Raw genomic sequence first — 494 nt, forward strand, 5'->3', positions numbered from 1 at the left:
CGGCTCTGCGGCCCATAGGAGAACCGGGCCTCGTCGGGACGCTTGGGGTCGCCGTCGCGGTCGAACTCCACGATGACGTCGCCGCCCTCGACCTTCGTCTTGAAGGTGGCGCCCGCGCTGTCGCGCACGATCTGCCGGCGCGTGAGCACGTGGCGCGGCTCGGCCCGGCTCTCGTCGCGCACGAAGGAATGCACAGCGCCCACCTTCACCGGATCGGCGCGCAGGGGCAGCAGGATCTCCGAGGCCGCCTCCCAGAACGAGGCCACCTCGGGCAGCTGCCCGTCAAAGGTATCGTTCGCGCCGAGCAGGTCGGCGTAATAGAGCGCCTTGTCGGCATCGGCGCCTGAGAGGGCATCGAGCCCGTATTCCGCCCGCACCAGGTCGCAATAGGCCCAGACCGCCTTGCGCGTCGGCTGCTCGACCCAGGCGCTGCCGGTCCAAACCGGGATGATGCGCGTCGCCTCGACGGAGATGTCCGAGTAGGCCGTGACGGT

Annotated in this window: 1 pseudogene; it reads right to left on the minus strand. The window is 69.8% G+C overall.

Annotated elements, in window-relative coordinates:
• Positions 1–494, minus strand: a pseudogene (locus tag MKK54_RS02715) (phage tail protein); the annotation flags it as partial.

Source organism: Methylobacterium sp. J-068 (genome assembly GCF_022829445.1).
GTDB lineage: Bacteria > Pseudomonadota > Alphaproteobacteria > Rhizobiales > Beijerinckiaceae > Methylobacterium.